The 17,356-nt window shown below is 67.2% G+C and carries 12 protein-coding genes; 4 read left to right on the top strand and 8 right to left on the bottom strand.

What is annotated here, in order from left to right:
• Positions 1-16: 16 nt before the first annotated feature.
• Positions 17-1,183, top strand: coding sequence for a hypothetical protein (locus FBQ73_RS05160; RefSeq protein WP_138398433.1), 1,167 nt, complete (start codon positions 17-19; stop codon positions 1,181-1,183).
• 267 nt (positions 1,184-1,450) lie between these two features.
• On the opposite strand, the gene FBQ73_RS05165 is transcribed toward FBQ73_RS05160, so the two are convergent.
• Positions 1,451-2,062, bottom strand: coding sequence for a helix-turn-helix domain-containing protein (locus FBQ73_RS05165; RefSeq protein ID WP_138398434.1), 612 nt, complete (start codon positions 2,060-2,062; stop codon positions 1,451-1,453).
• 114 nt (positions 2,063-2,176) lie between these two features.
• The gene (gene thiD / locus FBQ73_RS05170) at positions 2,177-2,989 is read right to left on the bottom strand and encodes a bifunctional hydroxymethylpyrimidine kinase/phosphomethylpyrimidine kinase (protein ID WP_138398435.1); all 813 of its coding nucleotides are present in this window, start codon (positions 2,987-2,989) and stop codon (positions 2,177-2,179) included.
• A 127-nt stretch (positions 2,990-3,116) separates the two neighbouring features.
• Here thiD and FBQ73_RS05175 point away from each other — a divergent pair, with 127 nt between their 5' ends.
• Positions 3,117-3,353, top strand: a complete 237-nt coding sequence (locus FBQ73_RS05175; protein WP_041576108.1) for an Lrp/AsnC ligand binding domain-containing protein — start codon at positions 3,117-3,119, stop codon at positions 3,351-3,353.
• A gap of 202 nt (positions 3,354-3,555) precedes the next feature.
• Here the strand turns inward: FBQ73_RS05175 and ugpE are convergent, their stop codons facing one another.
• From ugpE to ugpB, 3 genes are all read right to left on the bottom strand, one after another.
• Positions 3,556-4,407 (bottom strand): sn-glycerol-3-phosphate ABC transporter permease UgpE, encoded by an 852-nt coding sequence (ugpE, locus tag FBQ73_RS05180; RefSeq protein WP_138398436.1) that lies wholly within the window; start codon positions 4,405-4,407, stop codon positions 3,556-3,558.
• Positions 4,407-5,291, bottom strand: coding sequence for a sn-glycerol-3-phosphate ABC transporter permease UgpA (gene ugpA, locus FBQ73_RS05185; RefSeq protein WP_138398437.1), 885 nt, complete (start codon positions 5,289-5,291; stop codon positions 4,407-4,409). Before ugpA ends, ugpE begins: the two co-directional genes overlap by 1 nt.
• A 481-nt stretch (positions 5,292-5,772) precedes the next feature.
• On the bottom strand, positions 5,773-7,101 hold the full coding sequence (gene ugpB / locus FBQ73_RS05190) for a sn-glycerol-3-phosphate ABC transporter substrate-binding protein UgpB (RefSeq protein ID WP_138398438.1): 1,329 nt from the start codon (positions 7,099-7,101) through the stop codon (positions 5,773-5,775).
• A 483-nt stretch (positions 7,102-7,584) separates the two neighbouring features.
• Between ugpB and FBQ73_RS05195 the strand changes: the two genes are divergently transcribed.
• Both FBQ73_RS05195 and FBQ73_RS05200 read left to right on the top strand, forming a co-directional pair.
• Positions 7,585-9,624 carry an acyltransferase family protein gene (locus FBQ73_RS05195; RefSeq protein WP_170218755.1) on the top strand — a complete coding sequence of 680 codons (2,040 nt, stop codon included), beginning with the start codon at positions 7,585-7,587 and terminating at the stop codon, positions 9,622-9,624.
• 323 nt (positions 9,625-9,947) lie between these two features.
• On the top strand, positions 9,948-12,083 hold the full coding sequence (locus FBQ73_RS05200) for an acyltransferase family protein (protein ID WP_138398440.1): 2,136 nt from the start codon (positions 9,948-9,950) through the stop codon (positions 12,081-12,083).
• A gap of 110 nt (positions 12,084-12,193) precedes the next feature.
• Here FBQ73_RS05200 and FBQ73_RS05205 read toward each other — a convergent pair whose 3' ends face one another.
• The 3 genes from FBQ73_RS05205 to FBQ73_RS05215 form a co-directional block, all read right to left on the bottom strand.
• Positions 12,194-12,505 carry an SCP2 sterol-binding domain-containing protein gene (locus FBQ73_RS05205; protein ID WP_138398441.1) on the bottom strand — a complete coding sequence of 104 codons (312 nt, stop codon included), beginning with the start codon at positions 12,503-12,505 and terminating at the stop codon, positions 12,194-12,196.
• Positions 12,506-12,623: 118 nt separating this feature from the next.
• Complete coding sequence (locus FBQ73_RS05210) at positions 12,624-14,414, bottom strand: acyl-CoA dehydrogenase C-terminal domain-containing protein (protein ID WP_138398442.1); 1,791 nt, start codon at positions 14,412-14,414, stop codon at positions 12,624-12,626.
• A gap of 567 nt (positions 14,415-14,981) precedes the next feature.
• Positions 14,982-17,351, bottom strand: coding sequence for a 3-hydroxyacyl-CoA dehydrogenase/enoyl-CoA hydratase family protein (locus FBQ73_RS05215; RefSeq protein ID WP_138398443.1), 2,370 nt, complete (start codon positions 17,349-17,351; stop codon positions 14,982-14,984).
• Positions 17,352-17,356: the final 5 nt, after the last annotated feature.

The following is a 17,356-nucleotide window of genomic DNA, read 5'->3' on the forward strand; positions in this document are numbered from 1 at the left end:
CGAGGGGATGAGACCTATGACCATACGCATCGTGCCGGCCACTCTCGCGTGCGCGGCGAGCCTTCTGGCGGCGGGCGTCGTGACCGGTGCCACCACGGGCACCGCCGCGGCCCAGCAGAGCCAGGCGCTCAAAGAGATTCCCGCCGACAAGGCCAAGCTCACCGGCGCCATGACCGTGGACTACAATTCCCGCTCCGCGCGCTCCACCAGCGGCACCGACCTTTATGAGATTTCCGATCTCGCGGTAGCCGACCTCATGATCCTGAAGGGATCGGTGCAGCGCACGCCGGGCAAGAGCCTCGTCTATTCGGTGAAATTCGACGTGGTGAACCCGTCGAACCCCTCCCAGATCGCGCGCGAGGTGGCGATCCTGCGCGGCGACCTGCAGATCGACAACAACGGGCGCTACATTCCCGATGCCGGCCGCCTGCGCATCGACGTGGTGAAGGGCAACCAGACCACCTCGGCGTTCGGCGGCTCGATCCAGGGTCGCAACGTGTCGCGCTGGTGGGAGGTGGGCGAGCAATTCCGCAAGGCCCAGAAGGAAGCCACCAAGATCTATTCCCGCGTGGTGGACGGCAAGACCGTGTCCATCCAGGTGAAGAACCCGGACCCGCTGCGCTTCGAGCGCACCCAGCTCGCCGCCGGGCCGTTCTCCTTCCTGCCGGAGACCCGCGTGTCCGGAAACCTCGACTACGACTATGAGCTGGGCAACTGGCTGACCGACGCCAACGGCGTCAGCTTCAGCTATGCGGTGGCCGACCGCTCCTTCACCGACCGGGTGTCCGGCTCCATCCGCTTCGTGGAGGAGAACGGCACCTTCAGCGACAAGGCGGGCAAGAAGAAGCCCTATACCGGCTATTACGAGTACAACCTGCGCTGGAACGAGCAGCCGGCGAACACCGACCAGTCCTTCTTCGACGCCGGGGCGGCGCAGGCGCAGTCCGATGCGTTCTTCTCCAGCGCCGACCAGTCGAAGCCGGGGCTCTACGGCCGCGTCTACTACAACGACAGCGAGGACGCCTGCCGGCGCGTGAAGGGCGACGACGGCAAGGACAAGTGCGTCGGCCCCACCCGCTCCGAGGTGACCTGGGACCTGAAGGCGGAAAAGCTCACTTATGCCCAGCTCGCCAACTGGGTGAAGCTGGAGCAGCTCATCCTCGGCCCGCTGACCGACGAGTGAGCGGGGAAGGGGGGCGATCGGGGGGAGGATTGGGACGAGGGAGTGAAGGGATGCACGGCCTTTGGCCTGTGTTTATCCCGTTCCGCTCCCCTCGTTGCGGTCATCGCCGGGCTGGTCCGCTTCCTCTCCCGCTTGCGGGGGAGGGGGCAGCGCCCTTGCCGCGAACGGTCTGCTAGATGGAGAGGCCCCATCCCCCTCCCTGCCCTCCCCCGCAAGCGGGAGAGGGTTGGCAGCGATCCCGGCTGCCGCGCCCCTCACTGCCGCCCCTCACTCCAGCACGGCGGCCTTCAGCAGGCACACCATGAAGGCGCGGGCGGGGGCATCGGTGCGGTTGCGGATGATGTGGCGGCGGTCGCAGCGATAGCGCACCGTCTCGCCTTCCTTCACGGTCTCGATGACGCCGCCCACCTCCACCTCCAGCGTGCCCTTGAGCACGGTGAGGCACTCCACCGCGCCGCGCTGGTGGCCGTCGGAATCCAGCTCGCCGCCGGGGGCGGCGTCCATATCGTAATATTGCAGCCACTCCACCGTCTTGATCCAGCCGATGATGGAGAGCCGCACCAGCCCGTCCTCGGACAACAGGATCGGCGTGTCGGCGCGGGTCAGCTTCTCCACGAAGGGGGCGTCGTCGGAGGAGGCGAGCACCCGCTCCACCGTCATGTCCAGCGCCTGCGACAGGCGCCACACGGTGGCCAGCGTCGGGTTGGTCTCGTTGCGCTCGATCTGGCTGATGATGGATTTCGCCACGCCGGACTGCTCGGCGAGTTCGGACAGGGAGAGGTTGTAGGCCTTGCGCAGGCGCTGGATGGTCTTGCCGAGCTGGCCGGTGATGACCTGCGCACCGGTCTCGAGGGTGTTCCCGCGCTCCTTGACTGCCATGCCCCGCGATCCTTAATTCCGAACAAACGTTCGCTGCGCCGGACGATACTCAGCAAAGCGGCGCGAGGGAAGCGGCTGTTGCACGGAAAAAGGTGGCCCGGTGCCAGCTCGCGCTCATTTCCCCCACAGCTCGAAGAAATGATGCACCGGACCGTGGCCGGCGCCGATGTCCAGTTCGTCCGCCGCAGCGATGGCGCCGGAGATATAGGCCTTGGCCCGGCCGACGGAGGTCTTGAGGTCTGATCCGCTGGCCAGCCCCGCCGTGATGGCGGAGGAGAGGGTGCAGCCGGTGCCGTGGGTGTTGCGCGAGGGGTGGCGGCGGGCGGCAAAGCGCGTCACCTCGCCGGGGGTGATGAGCAGGTCCACGCTCTCCGGGCCGGTGCCATGCCCGCCCTTCATCAGCACCGATCCGGCGCCGAGGGCGAGCAGCGCTTCGCCCTGCCGGCGCATGTCGTCCTCGCTCTCGGCCACCGATACGCCCAGCAGCTCCGCCGCCTCCGGCAGATTGGGGGTGATGAGGTGGGCGAGCGGGATGAGCACGGCTTTCAGGTCTTGGAGCGAATCGTCGGCGAGCAGGCGCGCGCCGGAGGCAGCCACCATTACCGGATCCAGCACCACGGGGCCGGCGCCGTGGCGGGTGAGCCCCTCGGCCACCGTGCGGATGGCGCCGGGGCGCGACAGCATGCCGATCTTCACCGCGTTGACGGCGAGGTCGGAAAACACCGCGTCCATCTGGGCGGCGATGAAGGCGTCGGGCACGTCGTGGATGGCGCTGACGCCAAGGGTGTTCTGGGCGGTGAGGGCGGTGATGACGCTGGCGCCATAGGCTCCCAGCGCGGAAAAGGCCTTCAGGTCCGCCTGGATGCCGGCGCCGCCGCTGGAATCCGAGCCGGCGATGGTGAGGGCGATGGGGACCTTCCGCGACATGGACCTGCCTTGCTTCGTTCTCGGGGTGAGGCACGGCCACCCTTGCCAGTCCCGGCGGTTTTGTCCACCTTGGCGCCGCCGCCCGACCGCCGGGCGTGTCGTGGTCCCGCTCAAGCGGAGTTCAGCCGTGGTTCCCTTCTTCGTCCAGATCAAGTGCCAGCTCGGGAAGTCCTACGAGGTGGCCGACGCCATCGCCAATGCGGAGATCGCCTCCGAGATCTATTCCACGGCGGGCGAGTTCGATCTGCTCATCAAGTTCTACGTGGAAGAGGGCACGGACATCGGCCACTTCGTGAACCAGAAGGTGCAGACCTTCCCCGGCATCCAGGATACCCGCACCATCATCACCTTCAAGGCGTTCTGAGCGCTCTTTTGGGAAGTTCGATACGATCCCTGATCACTCCCGTCATGGCCGGGCTTGACCCGGCCATCCACGCGGCAAGGCTGGGCTCAACTTTCGCAAGCTAGAGCAGGCGGCACGGCGTGGATGCCCGGGACAAGCCCGGGCATGACGGTTGGTGAGGACGTGACCCGATCGCAACGTGCGACTGCGCTCTCAGACCCACTCACTTCTCCGTCTCGGTCAGCCCGCGCACGAACAGTCGTTGCAGCGCCGCGATCACCAGCACCGGGGGCACCAGCGCCAGGATGGCGGTGGCCATCACCAGGTGCCACACCGGGTCCGCCTCCGTCGCCGCGCCCACGAGGCGGCGGATGCCCATCACTACGGTGAAATAGCTGGCATCCGTCGTCACCAGCAGCGGCCACAGATACTGGTTCCAGCCGTAGAGGAACAGGATCACGAACAGGGCCGCGATGTTGGTGCGTGAGAGCGGCAACAGGATCGACCAGAAGAAGCGGAGCGGCCCCGCGCCGTCGATGAGGGCGGCTTCCGTCAGCTCGTCCGGGATGGTCATGAACACCTGCCGGAACAGGAAGGTGGCCGTGGCGCTGGCGATCAGCGGCACCGTGAGGCCGGCGTAGGAATTGAGAAGATCCAGTCGCGCCGCCACCTCGAAGGTGGGCAGGATTCGCACCTCCACCGGCAGCATCAGCGTCATGAAGATGAGCCAGAAGGCCGGCACCCGCAGCGGAAAGCGGAAATAGCAGATGGCGAAGGCGGACAGGATGGAGATGGAGATCTTCCCCGCCGCGATCACCACCGCCACCACCAGCGAGTTCCACAGCATGGGGCCCACCGGCGGGATGCCCGCCGTGGATGAGCCGGTGGTGAGCGCGAGGCGGTAGTTTTCCACGAGATGCGGGCCGGGCACGAGGCCCACGCGGCCGGAGAGGAAATCCGTGCCCGCATAGGTGGAGGCGACGAACGCCACATAGAGCGGCAGCATCATCACCGCCGCCCCGGCGATGAGCACCAGATGGGCGAACAGCAGGGACAGGCGCGAGGTGCCGGCCATCAATAGCTCACCTTGCGCTCGATATGGCGGAACTGGAGCGCGGTCAGCGCCACCACGATCACCAGCAGCACCACCGACTGGGCCGACGAGCCGCCGAGGTCCAGCCCCTCGAAGCCATCGCGAAATACCTTGTAGACGAGGATGGTGGTGGCCCGCCCCGGCCCGCCACCGGTGGTGGCGTGGATGATGCCGAAGGTGTCGAAGAAGGCGTAGGTGAGGTTCACCACCAGCAGGAAGAAGGTGGTAGGCGCGAGCAGCGGGAAGACGATGTGGCGGAAGCGCTGGAACGGCCCGGCGCCATCGAGCGCCGCCGCCTCCAGCGCGCCCTGGGGGATGGCATGCAAGCCAGCGTAGAAGAACAGGAAATTGTAGCTCACCTGCTTCCACGCCGCGGCGAGGATGACCAGCGTCAGCGCCTGCCCGCCGTCGAGCACATGGTTCCAGGAGATGCCCATGGTGCGCAGGGCGCGGGCGACCATGCCCACGGACGGGTCGAACATGAACAGCCACAGCACGCCCGCGACCGCCGGCGCCACCGCATAGGGCCAGACGAGGAGCACCTGATAGAGCCCGGCCGCCTTGCCCAGCGCATCCGCCGCCGCCGCGAACAGGAGGCCGAGGCCCATGGCCAGCGCGGTGACGCAGAAGGCGAACAGGAAGGACACGCCCACCGCCTCCAGATAGGCCGGATCGCGCAGCAAGGCAGCGAAATTGGCGAGCCCGACGAAGGTGCTGCCCAGCCCGAACGCATCCTGCGCGAACAAAGACGAGACCAGCGCTTCCCCCGCCGGCCACACGAAGAACACGAGCGTCACCGCCACCTGCGGCAACAGCAGCAGATAGGGCGTGATCTTGCCGGGGAAGGTGACGCGCTTGGCTTGCATGGGAGGCGCTAAGGCCGGACCGGCCGGGCAGGGGGAGCCTCGACGGATATATTGATCTTCATGCCGTCGGGAAACAGGTGGCCAATATATGAATCAATCTTGATGGTGATATTTTTGTCGTCGCAGCTAATGGAAATACCGTGCCCGTCCGAATCTGGAAGTTCAATGATGTTGAATTTTTTGTTATTATACTCCAAAATGGCTGTTTCCGATATAGACGAATTGAATGCTGGAAATCCATTGTGGAGTATAGACGACGTATATATCTTGTAGTCTGATCTGTCGGTGCAAAAACCCACCGGCTTCAGTTGCTCATCGGAACATCCGCCGACGAGAAATGCGAGGCTGAGCGCGGCGGCCCGGAGCCCGAAAGATCCGATACAAACTCTGCTCCGGGATGGAACGCCCGCCATGAACTCATAGCCCTCCGGGGGATGGATGGCGCGCTGGCTCCGAGGCCGCGCGCCATCCCGCGTTGTAATCACGGATTGGCCTTCTCGAACGCCCGCAGTTGCTCATTCCCGCGCGCCTCGGCGGCGGCGAGGGCGGCTTGCGGCGTCTTCTGGCCGGCCAGCGTCGCCTCCAGCTCCTCCTCGATAATGTCGCGGATCTGGAGGAAATTGCCGAAGCGCAGGCCCTTGGAATTGGCGGTGGGCGGGTTCAGCGTCATCTGGCGGATGGAGACATCGGTGCCGGGGTTCTTCTCATAGAAGCCCTGGGCGCGGGAGAGGTCGTAGGCGGCCTGGGTAATGGGCAGGTAGCCCGTGTTCTGGTGCCACCAGGCCTGCACCTCGGGCCGCGACAGATAGCCGAAGAACTTGGCCACCCCCTTGTATTCCTCAGCCGGACGGCCGGTGAGCACCCACAAGGTGGCGCCGCCGATGATGGAGTTCTGCGGCGCGCCCTTAACGTCGGGCCAATAGGGCATCATGCCGTAGCCCAGCTCGAATTTGGAATTGGCGAGGATGCCCGCCCGCGCCGCCGAGGAGCCGATGCTCATGGCGCATTCGCCGGAGAAGAATTTCGGGTCGGCCTTCGACTGGCGGCCGCCATAATCGTAGATCCTGGTCTTCTGCCAGCGGGCGAGGGCCTCCCAATGCTTCTGCGTCAGCGGGTTGGCGATGGTGAGGCGGGTGGCGGTGCCGCCCAGCCCGTTCTCCAGCGTGCCCACGGGCACATTGTGCCAGGCGGAGAGGTTCTCGACATTCACCCAGCTCGGCCACTGGGTGGTGAAGCCGCACGGCACCCCGGCCGCCTGCACCTTCAGCGCCGCCGCTTCCATCTCGGGCCAGGTCCTGGGCGGGGTTTCCGGATCGAGCCCGGCTTTGCGGAACAGGTCCTTGTTCACATAGAGGATGGGGGTCGAGGAATTGAACGGGAACGACAGCATGTTGCCGGCCGTGTCGGTGTAGTAGCCCGTGACCGCCGGCAAATAGGCCTTGGGGTCGAACGGCTCGCCGGCGTCGGCCATGAGCTTGTAGGTGGGATAGATGGCGCCCTTGGCGCTCATCATGGTGGCGGTGCCCACCTCGAACACCTGCACGATGGCCGGGTGCTGCTTGGCGCGGAAGGCAGCGATGGCCCCGGTCATGGCCTCGGGATAGGTGCCCTTGAACACCGGGACGATTCTGTACTCGCTTTGGGTGGCGTTGAAATCAGCTGCGAGCTTTTCCAGCTTCTCCCCCAGCGGGCCGGCCATGGCGTGCCACCACTGGATCTGGGTCTGCGCCGCCGCCGGCTGGGCGAGGGCTGCGGCGAAGGCGGAGACGACGAGCGCCGTGAGCACGCCGCGTCGGGACGAATGGACCATGTGAGCCTCCACGGAAAGCGGCGGTGCCGTGCGGCCCGCGTCAGATCCGGATGGATGAAGTCCTAGCGTTACCGTTCCATGACAGACGGCGATGACAGGCGACGATCAAGGCGCCAAAGACACGCCGCGACCAGACCGCCGCCATCCTGCCGCAGGGCATGCCCCCGGCGCCAGAGGCGGGGGAGCGCCGGCCGCTTCTAACCATCGTCACTCTCCGGCTTGACCGGAGGGTCCATCTCGCCGCTTTCCAAGTCCCCGCCGCTTGGTCCCGGCGGCGGCATGGGCCGTCCGGTCAAGCCGGACGGCGACGGGGGGCTCAAACTCCCCCGCACGCGGGAGAGGGGGCCACGGCTCTTTCGAACCGAGACACCTCCCCCTCCCCAGCCCTCTCGACCGTGCCCCCGATTTGCCGGCTTGGAGCCGCTGGGCTATGGAAAGCGGGCGGAGAGGACGTGGAAGCGTCACGGATCAGGGCGGAATCGGATGGGTTTGGCTTATCGGGCCGACGTGGACGGCTTGCGTGCGGTTGCTGTCGGAAGTGTCGTTCTGTACCACAGCCACATCCCGCCGTTTACCGGTGGTTATATCGGCGTTGACGTCTTCTTCGTCGTTTCCGGATTCCTGATTACTTCGATCCTTTATCGGGAAATAAAGTCCGGCACGTTTTCACTGCTGGATTTCTATGATCGCCGCATCCGGCGCATCTTCCCCGCGCTGTTCCTGGTGCTTGCGGTGACGACCCTGCTCGCTGCCCACATCCTGTTGCCGCGGCAGATGGTGCTGTACGCCAAATCGCTGCCGCCCTCGGCGCTGTTCTATGCCAACGTGCATTTCGAGCAGGCGCTCAACTATTTCGGGCCGAAGGCCAACGAGACGCCGCTGCTGCACCTGTGGTCGCTGGCGGTGGAAGAGCAGTTCTACATCGTCTTCCCGCTGCTGCTGTTCGCCCTGCTGCGGCTCGGCGGGCGAACCCTGGCGCTGGCCGCCATCGCGGTAATCTCGGTGGCCTCGCTGGTCTATGCGCAGATCTCGGTGAGCGAGGCGCCCTCCATGGCGTTCTACATGCCCATGAGCCGGGCATGGGAACTGCTGGCCGGGGCGGTGCTGGCCCTTGTGGCCTGGCCGCGCGTGCCGCCGAAAGTGGCTGCTGTCGCGGCGTTGGCCGGCATGGCCGCGATCATCGTTCCGGTCTTCGCCTACAATTACCTCACCCCGTTTCCCGGCCTTTCCGCTGCCCCCGCCGTGCTGGGAGCGGTGGTGGTGATCTGGGCCGGGGCCAGCGCGCCCGAGGGCGTGGTGTCCCGCGTGCTGAGCCTGCCGGGCTTCGTCTACATGGGGCGCATGTCCTATTCGCTCTATCTGTGGCACTGGCCGCTGCTGGTGCTCGGGGTGGTCTGGAAGGGGCGCGCGCTCACCTATTTCGAGGCGGGCGGCGTGATCCTGTTCGCGGTGCTGCTGTCGGCGCTGTCGCTGAAATATGTGGAGACGCCCCTGCGCCGGCCGCAGGCGCTGGGTGGCAGCCGCCGGGCGCGGTTTGCCGCAGGCGCGGCCGCCATGCTGTTGGCGGTGGGGGTCTCGGCGGGGATCGCGCAGGCCGGGCGCGGCTTCTGGCCGATCTCGCCGCGCGGCGCCGCCGCCGAGGCCGCGGCCGACGACCAGAGCCGGTTCCAGAAGAACTGCAACAACATGCCCGATGGCTGGCGCCCCCGGAACCTGCAGAGCATGGTCGATTGCTCGGTGGGCCCCAAGGCCGCGCTGGGCAGTTACGACGTGGTGGTGTGGGGTGATTCCCATTCCGGCTCCTCCTTCTTCGGCTTCGCGGATGCGCTTGACCGGCTCGGTGTGACGACACGCATGATGACCATGCCGGGCTGCCCGCCGCTGCTCAGCGCGGCGCGGACCCGGGGCATTGGGCCACCGGGGGCCTGCAACACCTTCAATGAGGTGGCGCTGGAGGAAATCCGGCAGGTGAAGCCCAGGCTGGTGATCCTGGTGGCCCGCTGGTCGCTGGTCACGCGCGGGCCGGCGCTGAATGCAGCGCTCATGCGGGGTCGGGGCGAAGAGCCGGCAGAGGTGGAGCAGATCTTCAAGTCGCTCCTCGAAGGGCTCGACACCACCATCGAGGCGGTGACCGCCCTGGGCGCGCGGGTGCTACTGGTGGGGCAGGCGCCGGAATATCGCTATGCCCCCAACCACTGCTTCGCGTGGAAGGAATTCTATGGCGGCGATTCGAACGCCTGCCTGTCCCAGTCGCGGGCCGATGCCTTCTTCTACCTCGCCGATGGCAACGCCCTTCTGGAGCGGGCGGCGGCGCGCCATCCTGGCACCGACGTGTTCCTGCTGTCGGACGTGTTCTGCGACAAGGAGCGTTGCCGGGCCAGCGAGGGCGACCGCTTCTTCTATGTGGACGGCGACCACCTCTCGGCCGCTGGCGCACGGACCTTCAGCGTCGACGAGCGGCTGCGCGCCATCCTGACAGCGGCGCTGGCCGGGGTCGTCCGCCCCGGAGCGAGCGTCCAGTAGGGCGCCGTCGCCGGACGGCGACGGTGTGCGGGCATCCCCGCTCGCAGGAAGGGGGAACGGCATTTCCCCCATCCCGTCGCCCTCCGGCTTGACCGGAGGGACCATCCCGCCGCGTTCCAAGCCCCCGCCCCACATTGTCCTGGCGGGGCCATGGGCCGTCCGGCCAAGTCGGATGGCGACGGTGTTTGGGTGCTTGAAGCTCACCCGCAAGCGGGAGAGGGGGCGGTGGCCCACCAGCCCCCAAGATTTGCCCGCCCGCAGGCGCTGGGTTATGGAAAGCAAGCGGTGAGACGTGAAAGCGTCACGGATCAGGGCGGTAAAGAATGGGTTTGGCTTACCGGGCCGACGTGGACGGCCTGCGGGCGCTTGCGATCGTGCCCGTCGTTTTGTTCCACATCCACCTGTCGGCCTTCCCGGGCGGCTATGTGGGCGTCGATATCTTCTTCGTGATATCGGGGTACCTCATCACGGCCATCCTGTTCCGGGAGATGAAGGCCGGCCGCTTCAGCCTGCTCGATTTCTACGACCGCCGCATCCGCCGCATCTTTCCGGCCCTGTTCGTGGTGCTTGTCGCCACCACGCTGGCGGCAGTCTTCATCATGGTGCCGTCCGACCTGCTGCTCTATGCGCGCAGCCTCAGGGCCACCACCCTGTTCTTCTCGAACATCTATTTTTCGAAGAATCTCAACTATTTCCAACCTGAGGCCGACCTCAACCCGCTGCTCCATACCTGGTCACTGGCGGTAGAGGAGCAATTCTACATCATCTTCCCGCTGCTGCTGTTCGCGCTGATCCGCTGGGTGCGGCCGAACCTGCTGCGGCCCATCATTCTCGTGCTGATCGTGGCGTCGCTGGCCCATGCCGAGATCCGGCTGTCGCGCAATCCCATCGAGAGCTTCTTTTCCCTGCCCACGCGGGCGTGGGAGCTGCTCATCGGCTCCGCCCTGGCGCTGGGGCTGGTGCCTTTGGTGACGCCGCGCAAGGGGGCCTTTCTGTCGCTGGCGGGCCTCGCGCTGATCGTTGCCGCAATCGCCTTCTACGACCGCCACACCCGCTTTCCCGGCCTCGCGGCGCTGGCGCCGTGCCTTGGCGCCGCGCTGATCCTCCATGGCGGGGCCTCGGGGGCCAACGGCATGGTGCAGCGCATGCTGGCGTCACCGGTGCCGGTGTTCTTCGGGCGCATCTCCTATTCGCTCTATCTGTGGCATTGGCCGCTTCTGGTGCTGCTCGCCTATTACCTTGGGCGGCGCCTGTCCTCCACCGAGGGCCTCATGGTGGCGGCTTTGAGCGTGGGACTGGCCAGCCTGTCCCTGTTCTATGTGGAAGCGCCCTTCCGCAAGGCGCGCCGGCCCGGCGCCAGCCGGTGGGCGCCGGTGTGGGCCGGGGGGGCTGCCATGGCGCTGGTGGTGGCGTTCGCGCTCACCGCCATCGCCCGCGACGGGCGATTCTGGCCCATGTCCGACTTCGCCCGGCAGGCCGACGCGCTGGCCCGCGCGCAGGACCCCTTCATGTCGTGGTGCAGCGCGCCCCTCAGCGGCCCCATGCGCATGCCGACCCGGCCGGAATGCGTCATCGGCAAGTCGGCTCCGATGTCGGAGCCGACGTCGGAGCCGGCGTCAGCGCAGGCGTCGGCCGCCGCATTCGGGGCGGTGCCGGAACAGGCCGCCGCTCCGGCGTTCGACGTGTTGCTGTGGGGCGATTCCCATGCCAGCTCGCTCATGGCCGGGCTGGGCGAAGCCGCCACCAAGGCCGGCGCCTCCATCCGCCTGGTGATGCTGCCGGCCTGTCCGCCGCTCAACGGGGTCGTGACCCTGCACGAGAGCATCAAGGGGCTGGAACGCCAGTGCCCGGCCTTCAACCGTGGCGTGCTGGAGCTGATCGGCGAGACGCGGCCGAAGCTTGTCGTCATGGCCGGCCGCTGGCTGCCCTGGACCACCCTGCCGTCGGGCTTTGCCATTCGCGACGGCAACGACCGCTATTTGTCGGTGGAGGAGGCGCGGGCCGCCTTCGTCCGTGGCCTGACGCACAACGTGGATGTGGTGACGAGGCTCGGCATTCCGGTGGTGCTGGTGGGGCAGGTGCCGGAAGTCGGCTATTCGCCGCCCCATTGCATCACTCGCGCCGCATTCTCCGGCGCCGACACCAGCCACTGCCTCGCCCAGGACCGGGCCAAGGCCATGGCGGGTCTCGCCTATTCCAACGAGGTGCTGCTGGATCTCGCGAAACGCAATCCGCTGGTGACCACGGTGCTGCTCTCCGACCGCTTCTGCGGCAAGGAGACCTGCCCCACCATGGAGGCCGGCGAGCTGTTGTATCGTGATCCGAACCACCTCAGCGTGGCGGGCTCACGCATGGCCGCCGCCTTTATCGATCTCGCCGGCGTCCTGCGGGCCGCGGCCGGCGCGCAGCAGGCGGCGGGGCAGGGGACCGGCCAGGCCCCACCGCCGGCTATCCGCTGAGGGCGTTGCGCAGGCTTTTGCGCCTGTGGCCCGCCGCGCGGGCACGGGCCTCAGTCGCTCAGGTGCCGCGCGGGCGCTTCATGCGCGACCCGCTCAGGCGCCGCGCGGGCTCAGTCCTGGTCGAGCAGGCCGGCGAGCTTGAGGGCGACGCCCTGGGAGCCTTCCACCTTCAGCCGCCCGGTGGAAAACGCCATCAGCGGCCCCATGCGGCCGGTGATGAGCTTGTCCAGCGTGTCGGTTGAGAGCTTCAGCACCGCATCCGCCTCGCCGGAGCCCTCGCGCACCTCCACGGCGCCGCCGGTGGCATCCAGAAGGATGGCCTCGCCGGTGTCGGTGAGGTCGAAGCGCACCTTGTAGCCGAGCTCCGACAGCGCAGCGGAGCGCTCGCGCATGGCTTCGACGAGGGAGGAAAGATCGGCCATCCGTGTCACCTCAAAAAAAGCCGCCCCGGAAGCGGGGCGGTGGGAGGAAGTCGAGAATCGATACGCCTGGTTCCGGGGGGCAAGACCCCTCGGAACAGGCCCCTCGGAACAGGCCCCCTCAGAACATGGCCTCGTCGAGGGCCATCATGGAGGCCTTCCCGGCCTTGATGGAGCCCCACAGCGCCGCCACGTCGGGAAGCAGCTTCTCCATGAAGAAGCGCGCGGTGGCGATCTTGGCCTCGTAGAAGGCGGCGTCGTCCGGGTTGGAGACGCGCTTCTCATGGGCCACTTCCGCCATGCGCACCCACATGTAGCCCAGCGCCACCATGCCGAACAGGCGCAGATATTGGGTCGCCGCCGCGCCCGCCTCCTCGGGGTCCTTCAGCCCCTTCTCGGCGATGTGGGCGGTGGCGAGCTGGAGCGCGCCGAACGCCTTGGAGAGCGGGGTGATGAGCGGGCCGAGATTCTCATCGTCGAGCTTGGCGTCCATGTAGTTCAGCACGGGATGGAAGAAGGAGCGCAGATAGCGCCCCATGTGCGCCGGCAGCTTGCGGCCCACGAGGTCGAGGGCCTGCACCCCGTTGGTGCCCTCGTAGATCATGGCGATGCGGGCATCGCGCACATATTGCTCCATGCCGTGGTCGCGGATGTAGCCGTGGCCGCCATAGACCTGCATGCCCATGGAGGTGGCCTCGAACCCCAGATCCGTGAACAGCGCCTTCACGATGGGGGTCATCAGCGCGGTGAAATCCTCCGCCCGCTGGCGCTCCTGCGGGTCGTCCGCGTGCTCCATGAGGTCGAGGGCGCGGGCCACCCAGCCGGCGAGCGCGCGGCAGCCCTCGTTGTAGGCGCGCATGGTCATCAGCGTGCGCCGCACGTCGGGATGCACGATGATGGGATCGGCCGGCTTGTCGGGATGCTTGGCACCGGTGAGGGACCGGCCCTGCAGGCGCTCCTTGGCGTAGACGACCGCGGCCTGATAGGCGGCCTCGCCGAGCCCCAGGCCCTGCGTGCCCACCGACAGGCGCTCGGAATTCATCATGGAGAACATGGCGCGCATGCCCTTGTGGGGCTCGCCCACCAGCCATCCGGTGGCCTCGTCGAACGACATCTGGCAGGTGGACGAGCCGTGGATGCCCATCTTGTGCTCGATGCCGGTGCAGGTGACGCCGTTGCGCGGCCCCACGGACCCATCCTCGCGCGGCAGGAATTTCGGCACCAGGAACAGGGAGATGCCCTTGATGCCCTTGGGCGCGTCCGGCATGCGGGCCAGCACCAGGTGGATGATGTTCTCCGCCATGTCGTGCTCGCCGGCAGAGATGAAGATCTTGTTGCCGGTGACCTTGTAGGAGCCATCCGCCTGCGGCTCGGCCTTGGTGCGCACCAGGCCGAGGTCGGTGCCGCACTGGGGCTCGGTGAGGCACATGGAGCCGGACCACACGCCATCCACCATCTTCGGCAAGAAGCGGTCCTTCAGCTCCTGCGAGGCGTGATTCTTCAGCGCCTCATAGGCGCCGTGGGTAAGGCCGGGGCAGATGCCGAAGGCGAGGTTGCCGGAGCACAGCATCTCCTCCACCAGCTTGTTCAGGCTGGCGGGCAAGCCCTGCCCGCCATATTGGGGATCGCAGGCGATGCCGTTCCAGCCGCCCTCGCAGAACGCCTTGTAGGCTTCCTTGAAGCCCTTGGGGGTGCGCACCACGCCATTCTCATAGGTGCAGCCCTCCAGGTCGCCGGACTGGTTGAGGGGCGCGAGCACCTCGGTGACGAATTTTCCCGCCTCTTCCAGCACTGCGTCGATGAGGTCGGGGGTGACCTCCTCCAGCCCCTTGAGGGTGGAAAGCTCCGCGCTGCCATGCAGCTCGTGGAGGACGAAGCGCATGTCGCGCAGCGGGGGGGTGTAGACCTGCATGGCGTTTTGCTCCCGTGTTGCGTCCGCTCGCCCCCTGCGGGGGAGGGCGCCAAATCTGTTTTCCGCTCGTCATGCCCGGCCTTGAGCCGGGCATCCACGCCGTGCCGCTGGCGCTCCGTTTCGGAGCTTTGACCCGGCCTGACCGCGTGGATGGGCGGGTTAGGCCCGGCCATGACGGCTTGAATATTCTTCTCCCCGGCCAAGTGGCCGGGAGCGGTGCGAACCCTCTCCCGCCCGAGGCCGGATGTTTCCGGCCTCGGCTCTCGGGAACCGAACCCGGCAAAAGCCGGGTTCGGGCGGGGGAGGGCAGAGTGGGGGCTGGTGCCTTCCCACCCGTGCGGATCCCTGCGGGGAGGGCGCTGCCCCCTCCCCAACCCTCCCCCGCTAGCGGGAGAGGGAGTGGGCCGGCTCTTCCCCGCCCGTCGCCCTCCGGCTTGACCGGAGGGTCCATCTCGCCGCTTTCCAAGCCCTCGCCGCGTTGGCCCGGCCGAACCATGGGCCGTCCGGTCAAGCCGGACGGCGACGGCGTGTAGGCGGCTTAAGCTCCGTGCAGGCGGGGGCCGGCATTTAGTTCCGCAACGGCCGTCCCGTTTCCAGAATGTGCTCGATGCGGTCCAGCGTGGCGGTGGTGCGGATGAGCTTCATGAAGCCGTCGCGCTCCAGTTCCAGCACCTTGGCGGCGGGTACCGGCTCGATGTGGTCGGCGCTGCCGCCGGTGAGCACTTCCGCCAGCACGCCGGAGACCACGGTGTCGTGCTTCGTCGCCATGCCGCGCTTGGCGAAGCCCGCCACCGCCATGTCCATGGCCACCTTGCCGGTGGGACCCGGCAGGAAGAACTCCACGGGCTTGGGCGGCGCGTACCCTTCCACCAGCGCCAGTGCCTTGGCCTTGGCGTCGGCAAGCAGGCGGTCGCGGTTCATGGTGATGCCATCGCTTTCGCGCAGGAATTTCAGCTCCTTGGCCTCGGCGGCGGATTTCGCCACGGTGGCGGTGGACACCGTCTCGAACACCTTGGAGGGCGCCGGCATGGGCCCCTTGGGGAATTTCGGGTCAGTCGCCCAGCGCTCCAGCATGGCGGTGCAGCCGCCCCAGGCGGGCAGCACGCCCACGCCGCATTCCACCAGGCCGATATAGCTCTCCGCATGGGCCTGCACGGCGCTGGCGTGGAGCAGGATCTCGCACCCGCCGCCGAGCGCCAGCCCCGAGGGGGCCGCCACCACCGGGAAGGGGGCGTATTTCATGTCCTGGTAGGTCTTCTGGCCGGCGGCCACCAGCTTCTCCACCTCGCCAAAAGCGCCGATGTTGCAGGCAAACAGCGCGAGGCCGAGATTGGCGCCCACCGAGAAGTTCGAGCCCTCGTTATAGATGACGAGCGCCTTGTGCTTGTCCTTCACCAGCTTCAGCGCCTTGCCGAGCAAGGTGATGATGCCCTCGTCCAGCGAATTGCTCTTGGAGGTGAATTCCAGGCACACCACCCCGTCGCCGATATCCCACAGGGCGGCGGAGCCGTTCTTGATCAGCGGCTGGGACTTGAGCTTGATGTCCGCGAGCAGCAGCACGCCCTCCGGGCGCGCCACGTCGCGATAGCTGCCGTCGAGGGCGAGAGACTGCCGCGTGCCGTTCTCCACCCGGTAGAAGGGGGTGTCAGCCGCCAGCGCCAGCAGGGCCGGGACCTCCTCGCCATCGGCCAAAAGCAGGCTGGCGAGGCGGGCGGCGCCGATCTTGTCGATCAGCTCGAACGGGCCGAATTTCCAATTGTAGCCCAGGCGCATGGCATCATCGATGGCGACGATGTCGTCCGCCGCCTCGGGCACGAGGCGCGCCGCATAGGCCAGCGTCTTCGCCATCACGGAGCGGGCATAGCGCCCCGCCGTGCCGGGGGCTTCGAGGAGGGCGAAGATGTCTCGGCCGCCGCCGTCCTCCAGCTCCGGCACGCTGGCCTTTTCCTGCGGGCGATAGGCGCCGGTCGCAAGGTCGATGGCCTCCTTCGCCTTGCCGCCGTTGTCGCGGTTGAGGCGGTAGAAGCCGCCCTTGCCCTTGCGGCCGGTATAGCCAGTCTCGATCATCTTCGAGATCAGCGGCTCGTCGCGCAGGGTGGCGTGGAACGGGTCGGACAAGGGCAGCGCGCGCTTCAGGGAGCCCTGCACATGGGGCATCAGGTCGAGGCCCACGAGATCGATCAGGCCGAACACGCCGGTCTTGGGGAAGCCGAAGGGCCGGCCCATCACCGCGTCCGCCTCCTCCACCTTCAGGCCGAGGCGGAACGCCTCGCCCACCGCCAGCTGGAGCCAGTAGGTGCCGAGCCGGTTGGCGATGAAGCCGGGGGTGTCCTTGCAGGTGACCACCGTCTTGCCCAGCTTCACGTCGGCGAAGCGCGCGACGGCTTCCACGGTGGCCGGAGCGGTGTCGGTGCCGGCCACGATCTCCAGCAGCCGCATGTAGCGCGGCGGGTTGAAGAAGTGGGTGATGAGGAAGTCGCGCCTGAAGCTCTCCGGCAGCCCCGCGGTGAGATCGCCCAGCGGGATGGTGGAGGTGTTGGACGACACCGCCGAGCCGGGGCGGCGGGCGGCCTCGATCTTGGCATAGAGCGCCTGCTTGATGTCGAGGCGTTCGATCACCGCCTCCACGATCCAGTCGCAGGTGGCAAGATCGGCGAGATTGTCCTCGATATTGCCGGCGGTGACGAGCTTGGCGGCGCGCTTCGACATGAAGGCGGCGGGATCGGCCTTCAGCAGCTTCTCCACCGCTTTCTCGGCGATGGCGTTGCGGTTGGCGGCGCCCTCCGGGACGATGTCGAGAAGCAATACCTCAATACCGGCATTGGCCACATGGGCGGCGATGCCCGCGCCCATGACGCCGGCGCCGATGACCGCCACCTTCTTGATGTCGAACCCGCCGATGTCGGCGAAGCTCTTGATATCGGTTTCGCTGGTCATGACGC

Source organism: Xanthobacter autotrophicus (assembly GCF_005871085.1).
In the GTDB taxonomy this organism is placed as follows: Bacteria; Pseudomonadota; Alphaproteobacteria; order Rhizobiales; family Xanthobacteraceae; genus Xanthobacter; species Xanthobacter autotrophicus.

Bases quoted from the DNA above. Each gene is read 5' to 3' on its own strand.
- FBQ73_RS05200 (WP_138398440.1), top strand. From the start codon at position 9,948: ATGGGTTTGGCTTACCGGGCCGACGTGGACGGCCTGCGGGCGCTTGCG.
- thiD (WP_138398435.1), bottom strand. From the start codon at position 2,989: ATGTCGCGGAAGGTCCCCATCGCCCTCACCATCGCCGGCTCGGATTCC.
- ugpE (WP_138398436.1), bottom strand. From the start codon at position 4,407: ATGGCCGGCACCTCGCGCCTGTCCCTGCTGTTCGCCCATCTGGTGCTC.
- ugpA (WP_138398437.1), bottom strand. From the start codon at position 5,291: ATGCAAGCCAAGCGCGTCACCTTCCCCGGCAAGATCACGCCCTATCTG.
- FBQ73_RS05160 (WP_138398433.1), top strand. From the start codon at position 17: ATGACCATACGCATCGTGCCGGCCACTCTCGCGTGCGCGGCGAGCCTT.
- FBQ73_RS05205 (WP_138398441.1), bottom strand. From the start codon at position 12,505: ATGGCCGATCTTTCCTCCCTCGTCGAAGCCATGCGCGAGCGCTCCGCT.
- FBQ73_RS05215 (WP_138398443.1), bottom strand. From the start codon at position 17,351: ATGACCAGCGAAACCGATATCAAGAGCTTCGCCGACATCGGCGGGTTC.
- ugpB (WP_138398438.1), bottom strand. From the start codon at position 7,101: ATGGTCCATTCGTCCCGACGCGGCGTGCTCACGGCGCTCGTCGTCTCC.
- FBQ73_RS05165 (WP_138398434.1), bottom strand. From the start codon at position 2,062: ATGGCAGTCAAGGAGCGCGGGAACACCCTCGAGACCGGTGCGCAGGTC.
- FBQ73_RS05195 (WP_170218755.1), top strand. From the start codon at position 7,585: ATGGGTTTGGCTTATCGGGCCGACGTGGACGGCTTGCGTGCGGTTGCT.
- FBQ73_RS05210 (WP_138398442.1), bottom strand. From the start codon at position 14,414: ATGCAGGTCTACACCCCCCCGCTGCGCGACATGCGCTTCGTCCTCCAC.